Genomic DNA, 9,596 nt, shown 5'->3' on the forward strand with positions numbered 1-9,596 from the left:
AAACATAGTTTGGCTAATATAAATGAGGTCTGCTCACGGCTGACCTCGTTTTTTAGTATACGACGTCGCAAGTGCCGCTAGCGGGTCTTCAGGCCATGGGTGTTTGGGATATCGGCCGCGCATTTCCTTGCGTACATCTGGATAACCATTTTGCCAGAAGCTGATTAAATCCTGGGTGACTTGCACGGGCCTACGCGCAGGCGAAAGTAAATGAATCATCACTGCAACGGCTCCATTCGCCACCGTCGGCGTTATCCGCCAACCAAACGCTTCTTGCAACTTTAAAGCCAGTACTGGCGGGCGCTGTGAAAGGCAAGGCGCATAATCCAAACCAATATGTTTACCACTGGGCACATCGAGTGCTAACGGCGCTAGCTGTTCAAACTCAAGCTGCTGCTCCCACGTCAATGTATTGAGCAAATAGCGCCCTAGCGGAAGTTTTTCAATTTGACTCAGCCGATTTATACCGATCAAGTAGGGAGCCAGCCAGCTTTCTAGCGATGCCAGTAGTGCCTCCTCCGACCAATCCGGCCACGCTGCTCCAATATTGTCGCTCAGTAGTGACATCCTCCCACGCAGCTGCTGCAGCTGATCGCCTAGCAACCACCCGGGCTGCTGTCGAAGCGCGCCCAACAGCGCTTGTTTCACGGCCTCTTCGGGCAAGCGGGCTAGAGGCCGCCGGGCAATCACAAGGCTACCGTGCGCCTGCACTTCCTCACCAACTAAGCGGCCCTGCTCTTGCGACCATTCCACGCGTGACTGCCACTGGCTAATGCCAGGATATAGGGAGCACAGTGACGCTAGCGCCAACGACTCGCCGGTTACTATCCGCACCGGACCATTTGCCGCGCTATTGATCGCGATCGCCACTATATATGCCTGATGCGCCAAGGTATTACTTAATGACAGCGTGGCCGTTTTGCCATTGGCGAGTCGAAATTGGCCAGGACTTAGCTGTTGGCCAATGCGCTCAGGATAGGCCAACGCTAAAAGAGGCCCTAGGGGCTCTAGCACCGCATCGCTAATGCGCACGCCTGCTTTTTTAGCCAGCCTTAGCGCCTCACGCTGCCAGTTTGGGAAACGCTTCGGATGGCGAAGCCGCTGTGCTAATTCATCGGCCAGAGAACTCTGCGCTGTTTCACGCCCCTCCAACAGTGCGGCCAAGCCACAGGCCAGCGGCAGCGCTTTTAAATCACCGGCGCGCTCTAGCATTGCGGCTATTCGGGGAGCTACCGGCCACTTGGCACAACGGGCACCTAGCGGCGTTAGCTTATGATATTGATCTAATACGCCTAGCTGTATCAGCAGCGCCTGACCACTAGACCAAGCGCCTTTTGGTGGCGGTGTGACCCAACGCAAATCCTCTGACGACGAGACTCCCCAACAGGCCAGCTCAAGCACAACGGCTGAAAGATCCGCTTGCTGGATTTCCGGCTCGCCGTATGGCGCCAGCGTCTGCTCTTGAGCCCAAAGCCGAAAACACGCCCCTTCACGCTGCCGCCCAGCCCGCCCCCTGCGCTGATCAGCGCTCGCTCGGTTAATGCGCCGCGTCGTGAGTCGGGTTAATCCGCTTCGTGGATGAAAAAGAGGTACCCGCTCTAAGCCACCGTCGATGACGACGTTCATTCCATCAACGGTAATACTCGATTCAGTAATGGCAGTCGAAACAATAATGCGCTGCTGCGATGCACTCGGTGCCAAGGCCGCCTGCTGCTCAGCAATACTCATCCTTCCGTGCAGCGGCCGTACCGCCATAAGAGGCATAGCGCTGTTCAGAGCAGCAACGACGCGATTGATCTCCGCCACGCCGGGCAAAATCACCAGTACATCTTGTGTGCCTGGCATTGCAAGCGCCTCATTGAGAACACGCAGCGTATGATTGGCATCACTCTCACCGCTCAGGCCAGGACGATAAGCGGTTACTACGGGATACTGGCGACCTTGACACTCTATGACAGGAACCTGATCGCCCAGAATTCGCTTAAGAGCATTAACATCCAGCGTTGCCGACATCACCAGCAGGCGTAAATCGTCACGAATGCTGGCTTGAACATCCAATGCCAGCGCCAGCCCAACATCGGCATCGACGCTGCGCTCATGAAATTCATCAAAGATGATGCCAGCAACGCCTTCAAGCAGCGGATCATCCTGGAGCATTCGAGTGAGCACGCCTTGAGTCACTACCTCTAAACGAGTTTGCGCGCTAACACAGCTGTCGCCACGCATGCGATAGCCTACCGTTTGCCCAACCGGCTCACCCAGCTGCTGAGACATAAAGCTAGCGGCTAAACGAGCGGCAACACGGCGCGGCTCTAACAAAAGCAACTTCTGACCTTTCGCCCACTCAGCCGTTAGTAGCATCAATGGAACGCGCGTTGTTTTGCCCGCTCCCGGCTGAGCAATCAGCATTAGCCTATTACTGGAGGCTAAAACAGTTTTAATAGAATCTAGATGCTGATCAATAGGTAAGGCGCTCATGATAGGTTCATTTATCCATCAAAGAGACGCCAGAGCCGGCCTGTATAACGCCGCACCCTTTTAAGATAACGTGCTCAAGAAAGCAGGAAATAGACTCAAGGTCCTCTGGTGTCAATGCATCTCGCCCTAGAACGCCGCTAACTTGGGCGCTATATTCAGTGTAGTGCTGAGTAGCTGACCAGATTAAGAAAATTAACCACCGGGGATCCACAGCATCCATTTTACCCTGCGCAGACCACTGACGAATGATAGCAGCGCGCGCCTCGACCCAATCGCGTAACTCGCCGGCTAAATAATCACTTAGAAAAGGCGCGCCCGCTAAAATTTCCGCCGCAAATAATTTTGATCCCGCTGGATAGCGCTGGCCAAGTATCATTTTTGTACGAATAAAGTCAGTGAGTACCGTTGATGGATCACTATCCGGAGTAATGTCTTCAAGGACTTCGTTCCAGCGGCGCATCATGCGGTCAAGCAATCGCATATAAAGTGCCTGCTTACTTCCCATGTAGTACAAGACATTCGCTTTAGGAAGCCCGGCTTGATCAGCAATTACTTGCAAACTCGCGCCACGAAAGCCGTGTTGAGAAAAGACCAGCTCAGCGGCAGTAAGAATACTGGCCTCTATTTTTTCACGACTCGGAGTTTCATAGCTGGTAGATACAGCGGTCATCAAACGTGTTCCTTAAATGATTGCCTAACGTACCTGGAACACATTGTTCGGCAGGGTTATTGGCTGCACTTAAACGTCACATCTTACACCAGCCTGCCCCAAGGTGGTGCGGTGAGCAAACACTTGCAAGGTGAGATGTTTTATCCCAAGCTCAATACATATTGACCGATCGGTCAGCACAATCCTGGTCTATACGATCACAGTGGAGTTTGTCATGGCAACGATTGCGTTCCTACTCAATGGCACCCTTCAGCGGTGTGACGTTTCACCCGATACGAGTATTTTAACCTTATTACGCGAGCATTTGGCTCAAACAGGCACTAAAGAAGGCTGTGCATCGGGCGATTGTGGTGCCTGTACCGTAGCAATCGGTGAATCAACGACGGGAACGCAAACGTTTAGTAGCGCTAATGCATGTATTACACCAGCCCATCAACTACAGGGGCGGCATTTAGTGACCGTTGAAGGGTTGACGAAAGAGAAGCACTTACACCCAGCGCAACAAGCAATGATTGAGTGCCATGGCAGCCAATGTGGTTTTTGTACGCCGGGCATTGTCATGTCTCTTTTTACCCTGCATGACGATATTTGCCAACGCTCTGCTCCGCTATCACCGGAGCTAGCACAAGGAAGATCTGAAGAGCTATTTCAAGAACTATCTCAAGGACTATCTCAAGAGCGCCTTGAAGCAACGCTGGGTGGCAATTTGTGCCGCTGCACAGGCTATCGCCCTATCCGCGATGCGGCGTTACGTATGAATGACATATCCTATGAGCGTCCCCAATGGTTTGACGCGGCGCTCCCTGTAGAAAAAGGTGAAACGCTATCAATAGATTCAGAAGGTAACGCTTCTTTTTTTGCCCAGCCAGAGTCTCTTGTCGAACTAACACAACTACGGCATCGAGCACCTGACGCACGTCTTGTGGCGGGTGGTACCGATCTGTGGCTGGAAACCACTCAACGCTTGGCAACTCTTAATCAATTAATCGATATTTCCCGGGTTAGCGAGCTTCTCATCATTGAAGAGACAACGTTTGAGGGCCAGCCCGGCTGGTGGATAGGCGCAGGGGTCACTTATTCCAGACTTTATCCGTTATTTAAAGAGTACTTCCCCGCCTTTGCTCATCTTCTACACCGGCTGGGTTCTGAGCAGATTCGCAACCGAGGAACCCTCGGTGGCAACATTGCTAATGCCTCGCCCATCGGTGATACACCGCCAGTGTTGCTGGTATTAGGCGCCCAGGTAGAGCTCGCCAGTACAAAAAGACATCGCTGTCTGTCGTTAGAGAATTTCTTTCTCGACTATAAAAAAACCGCATTAGCCGCAGATGAAGTTATCTCTCGCATTTTCATTCCCCAACCTGCTAAAAACCAACAACTACGGGTGTGGAAGCTATCCAAACGCCGCGAAGATGATATATCTGCAGTACTTGGCGCTTTTAGCTACCGCTTGGAACAGGACGTTATGCGAGATGTGCGCATTGCCTTTGGCGGTATGGCCGCAACGCCCAAGAGAGCCTTGAACAGCGAAGCGGCATTAGAAGGTCAAACGCTTTCACCAGACGGCTTTAGAGCGGCCCAGCAAGCCCTCGCCAGCGACTTTCAACCGATGGGAGATGTGCGCGGCAGCGAACATTACCGTCAACAGGCCGCTGCCAACCTGCTGGAACGGCTCTACCTGACGCTTTCAGCGCCCAACCAGGAGGTCATGCTCCATGCGTACGCTCACTAAACTGGATGGCGATAGCAGCCGCGCCCGCCGCGAACTGCATGACCACATTCAAGGGTCGGGTCCGCTAGCCCGCCATACCATTGAGAACCATGCCGTTGACAACACGAGCTCACGCCAAGCGGGCAACGCTAGCTATCATGAAAGTGCCGAGAAGCACGTGACTGGAAAAGCGGCGTATATCGACGACTTAAAAACGCCTGCCGATGCGCTGCATATTGCTCTTGGTTTGTCCCCCATTGCGCACGGTACTTTGACCAAGCTAAATCTCGACGCAGTAAAGCAAGCGGCAGGCGTTATTGATGTCATTACCTTCCACGACGTACCTGGCCATACTGACATAGGGCCAGTATTTCCTGGCGACCCCATTTTTGTTGATACCAACATTAGCTACGCAGGCCAATGCCTGTTTGCCGTTGCAGCGACGTCACTACAAGCAGCCCGACGAGCGGTAATCCTCGCAAAGATTGATATTGACGAACAACCTGCCCGTCTAGATCCGGTCGAGGCTACCGAGCGCGAAGAATTTGTGCGCCCAACCCACGTACAAGAGCGCGGGGACTGGCAGCAAGCCTTACATCATGCCGAGCAACTCATCGAAGGCAACCTGTTCATCGGCGGGCAAGAGCACTTTTATTTGGAAGGGCAAGCTTGCGTTGTGCTGCCAACCGAAGATGAGGGCGTGATTGTCCAGACTTCTAACCAGCACCCGAGTGAAACACAAAAGCTCGTTGCGGAAGTGCTTGGCATTCCCTTTCATGCGGTAACGGTCGAAGTTCGCCGCATGGGTGGGGGCTTTGGAGGAAAAGAAACCCAGGCATCACCATGGGCTTGCATTGCCGCCATCATCGCCCGTCGTACTGGCAAAGCAACTCGCTTACGGCTGCCCCGTCGCGAGGATATGCACGCCACGGGAAAACGCCACCCCTTCCATAATCGCTATAAGCTTGCGATTGACGCGCAAGGGGTTATCCAAGGCGGTGAAATTACCGTTATTGGCGACTGCGGGTATTCACCGGATCTTTCCGACGCTATCGTTGATCGTGCGATGTTTCATGCTGACAATGCCTACTCGCTTGGCGATGTGAAAGTAACCGGACACCGCGCCAAAACACATACGGCGTCCAACACGGCGTTTCGAGGCTTTGGTGGCCCCCAGGGCATGATGATCATTGAGGCAGCCATGGATGATATCGCTCGCCAAGTGGGCGAAGACCCTCTAACGATCCGCAAGCGCAATTTTTATCGTGAAGGTCGTGACGTTACCCACTATGGCCAGCAAGTCGACCAGCAGCAGCTTTTGCATACGCTGGTCGAGACGCTGGAAAAAGACAGCGACTACTGGGCACGCCGAAAAGCGATTGGCGCATTTAATGTTAATAGCCCAGTGATTAAAAAGGGCCTCGCGCTCACTCCGGTGAAGTTTGGCATTTCATTCACTGCCCAGCACCTCAACCAGGCCGGTGCACTACTACACGTATACACCGACGGTAGCGTCATGATTAATCATGGCGGCACCGAAATGGGCCAAGGACTGCATACTAAAATCTGCCAAGTGGTCGCCCGGGAACTGGGCCTTGATTTAGACAATGTGCGCATTAGCGCAACACGTACCGACAAGGTACCCAACACCTCACCCACCGCTGCGTCTAGCGGCGCTGATTTGAATGGCATGGCGGCACGCGATGCGGCGAGCAAGCTGCGTGAACGCCTTTTTGACTTTGCGACCGAGCACTTTTCTGAGGGACTAGACCGTGAAGGCATGCGTCTGGCAGATGGTATGCTGATCGCGGGTTTCGGGAAAAGTAAGCGCAGCATTCCATGGGGTGAACTGATTCAAACGGCTTATCTCCATCGCATTTCACTATCAGAAAAAGGCTTCTATGCCACTCCGCTGATTCACTATGATCGCTCAGTCGGCCAGGGTCGCCCCTTTTACTACTATGCGTTTGGCGCGGCGGTAGCCGAAGTCAGCGTGGATACGCTCAGCGGCGAGTATCAGATCGATCGTGTCGACATCTTGCATGACGTGGGCGAAGCACTGAATCCAGCTATTGATATGGGGCAAGTAGAGGGTGGCTTTATACAAGGGATGGGCTGGCTAACCAGTGAAGAGCTAAAATGGAACGACAAAGGTGTGCTCGTTACAGATGGCCCTGCGACCTATAAAATCCCTACCTTTGGCGACCTACCCGCTGTTTTTAACGTTGCCCTGCTGGAAGGCCACCCTAACTCCATGGCAAGCCTTTATCGTTCCAAAGCCGTCGGTGAGCCCCCTTTTATGCTGGGTATTTGTGTATGGTCGGCGCTGCGTGATGCGCTTTCTAGCTTAACGGACTACCAGTTATCGCCTCATTTAGATACTCCAGCAACCCCTGAACGCGTCATGCTCGCGGCAAATTTGATTAGGAAGAAAGCGCTGTGACTCTACAAATCGCCAACACATGGCATGCGGCGCTTGATTACTTTCAGCGCACAGGCACACCACATGTTCTCGCGACCCAGATCACCAGTGCAGGATCGACTCCCCGTGAGCCTGGCGCTCGAATGATCATTACCGAAGATGCTATCTTCGATACGCTAGGCGGCGGTACGTTTGAGTGGCAAACCATTGCTGCCGCACGTGCGCGCTTGGCAGAACAGTGTTACGGACTCAGCTTAGAAGCCTTTTCATTAGGCGGACGCAGCGGCCAGTGCTGCGGCGGTTTCGTCAACATACTGTTAGAAGCCTTTTCAGGGTCATCAGCAATGCTTGCCGTGTTTGGTGCAGGCCATGTTGGCCGTGAAATCGTTAAGCTAAGCGCCCCCTTACCTTGGCAGCTATATTGGTACGACAGCCGCAGTGATGCCTTTGATAATATTTGTGAAAACACACAACGTCACCCTCGCCTGACCTATCAAGCGCTACATGATGCTCAGCAATGCGTGGCCGAACTGCCGTCATGCGCACATGCGCTGGTACTCACGCATCAACATGATGAAGATTACGCACTGATTGCAGCGCTTATTCAGCGAGATGACCTAGGTTCCATTGGGTTAATTGGCTCTGAAAGCAAATGGGCAAGCTTCCGTGGGCGCCTTCAACGTGATGATTACACCGCTGAACAAATTCAGCGGGTACGCAGCCCCATCGGCTGTCTTCATGGTAAAAAGTTGAGCAATAAGACGCCCTATGCGATTGCTTTGACTGTGATCACTGAGCTGCTCTGGCTGGCTGACACGCCTGCCCCACAGGACACTCGTGGCCTCGATCCTCAGGCGCTGCGAGCACTATTTGACGAATCCTCTACTACCACGAGTTGATATGATTTCCTCTACCGATACGCTTATTCGCGCCGAATTGATTAGCTTTGCACGCGATCCTGGAAACGGCGACACACCACAACCGGGTAGCCTCGAGCACTATGGCGATGGATTACTTTGGTTAAAAGGCCAGCATATTCATGCCGTAGGACATTTTTCGGAGATAGCACCCTCGCTGCCAGAGGGTAGCCATGTGCTGGACTATCGCGATAAATTAATCATGCCTGGGTTTATTGACACCCATGTGCACTATGTCCAGCTCGACATTATGGCATCATATGGTCGACAGCTACTGGACTGGCTAAACGATTACACATTTCCGGAAGAGTGTCGCTTTGCCAATCATGCGCATGCTGAAGCTTTATCTAATGCGTTTTTAGATGAAATGCTGCGAGCAGGTACTACATCAGCCCAAGTCTTTGGCTCTAGCCATCCTGGCTCGGTAGATGCCTTTTTCACAGCCTGCCAAAAACGACAGCTGCGTATGCTCGTTGGCAAGGTGCTGATGGATCGCAATGGCCCAGAGGCGCTGATGGACGGCGCATCTGGCATTGCAGATAGCGAGCGCCTCATTGGAGATTGGCACGGCAATGGCCGGTTGGGATACAGCGTAACACCACGTTTTGCGCCGACATCGACCAAGACACAAATGGATGCTGCCGGCGCTCTTCTACGCAATGATTCAAGCCTTTGGCTACAAACACACTTAGCCGAAAATAGCGGTGAACTAGATTGGGTAGCTGAACTTTTCCCAGGCAGCCGTGACTACCTAGCAGTTTATGAAGAGGCAGGCTTAGTAGGCCCTCGCAGTACTTTTGCACACGGCATTCATCTGACTAACGGCATGCGTCAACGCTTAGCGGATAGAGGCGCTAACGTTGCTTTTTGCCCTAGCTCCAACCTTTTCCTTGGCAGCGGTTTATTTGACCGAGAAGCAGCCGACCAAACAGGTATGGCATTTACATTTGCCAGTGACATCGGCGCAGGAACGGATCTATCAGGCTTTGCAACGCTCAAAGCTGCCTACCAGCTGGGCCAACTAGGCGGGCAACCACTTACCGCATGGCAAGGATTTTATGGCTTAACGTTGGGTAACGCTAAAGCTCTCTCTTTGGACAGCTATATTGGGCGTCTGGCTCCTACTCTGGAGGCCGACTTCATCGTCATCGACACTCGGGCGACACCATTACTGTCTCGACGAGCAAGCCATTGCACAACGCTTGGGGAGCGGCTTTTTGCCTTGATGATGCTGGCCGATGATCGAGCTATTTATGAAACCTGGGCCGGTGGTCAATGCCAGCATCGCAGAGACCTATAACAGCATGCTTAAAGCCGCTTCATAAGCGGCTTTAAGACTTTGTGTATCTCGCAAATGAATCTCTAAAATTAAAAAAAGATGCAAAAAAAAATCCCCCG

6 protein-coding genes are annotated in these 9,596 nt (G+C 52.9%); 4 read left to right on the forward strand and 2 right to left on the reverse strand.

The window, feature by feature from the left end; all coding sequences use genetic code 11:
* Window positions 1–33: 33 nt before the first annotated feature.
* Both hrpB and ACT3TF_RS16870 read right to left on the reverse strand, forming a co-directional pair.
* Entirely contained in the window at window positions 34–2,478 is a 2,445-nt protein-coding gene (gene hrpB, locus ACT3TF_RS16865; RefSeq protein WP_444672616.1) for an ATP-dependent helicase HrpB, read from the reverse strand.
* A gap of 7 nt (window positions 2,479–2,485) precedes the next feature.
* On the reverse strand, window positions 2,486–3,148 hold the full coding sequence (locus tag ACT3TF_RS16870) for a TetR/AcrR family transcriptional regulator (RefSeq protein ID WP_441685565.1): 663 nt from the start codon (window positions 3,146–3,148) through the stop codon (window positions 2,486–2,488).
* A 214-nt stretch (window positions 3,149–3,362) separates the two neighbouring features.
* Here ACT3TF_RS16870 and xdhA point away from each other — a divergent pair, with 214 nt between their 5' ends.
* The 4 genes from xdhA to guaD are packed head-to-tail and all read left to right on the forward strand — an operon-like array spanning window position 3,363 to window position 9,498.
* The gene (gene xdhA / locus ACT3TF_RS16875; protein WP_444672617.1) at window positions 3,363–4,880 is read left to right on the forward strand and encodes a xanthine dehydrogenase small subunit; all 1,518 of its coding nucleotides are present in this window, start codon (window positions 3,363–3,365) and stop codon (window positions 4,878–4,880) included.
* A complete protein-coding gene (gene xdhB / locus ACT3TF_RS16880) occupies window positions 4,864–7,302 on the forward strand; it encodes a xanthine dehydrogenase molybdopterin binding subunit (RefSeq protein WP_444672618.1) in 2,439 nt (812 codons plus the stop codon). Before xdhA ends, xdhB begins: the two co-directional genes overlap by 17 nt.
* Window positions 7,299–8,180, forward strand: coding sequence for a xanthine dehydrogenase accessory protein XdhC (gene xdhC / locus ACT3TF_RS16885; protein ID WP_096279821.1), 882 nt, complete (start codon window positions 7,299–7,301; stop codon window positions 8,178–8,180). The genes xdhB and xdhC overlap by 4 nt, the downstream gene beginning before the upstream one ends.
* A 1-nt stretch (window position 8,181) precedes the next feature.
* Window positions 8,182–9,498, forward strand: coding sequence for a guanine deaminase (guaD, locus tag ACT3TF_RS16890; RefSeq protein WP_444672619.1), 1,317 nt, complete (start codon window positions 8,182–8,184; stop codon window positions 9,496–9,498).
* The last annotated feature ends 98 nt before the right edge of the window (window positions 9,499–9,596 follow it).

The sequence above is a fragment of the Halomonas sp. AOP25-F1-15 genome (genome assembly GCF_052378675.1).
In the GTDB taxonomy this organism is placed as follows: Bacteria; Pseudomonadota; Gammaproteobacteria; order Pseudomonadales; family Halomonadaceae; genus Vreelandella; species Vreelandella casei.

Excerpts from the sequence above, each read along its gene's own strand:
- hrpB (WP_444672616.1), bottom strand. The coding sequence starts at position 2,478 with ATGAGCGCCTTACCTATTGATCAGCATCTAGATTCTATTAAAACTGTT.
- ACT3TF_RS16870 (WP_441685565.1), bottom strand. The coding sequence starts at position 3,148 with ATGACCGCTGTATCTACCAGCTATGAAACTCCGAGTCGTGAAAAAATA.
- xdhA (WP_444672617.1), top strand. The coding sequence starts at position 3,363 with ATGGCAACGATTGCGTTCCTACTCAATGGCACCCTTCAGCGGTGTGAC.
- xdhB (WP_444672618.1), top strand. The coding sequence starts at position 4,864 with ATGCGTACGCTCACTAAACTGGATGGCGATAGCAGCCGCGCCCGCCGC.
- guaD (WP_444672619.1), top strand. The coding sequence starts at position 8,182 with ATGATTTCCTCTACCGATACGCTTATTCGCGCCGAATTGATTAGCTTT.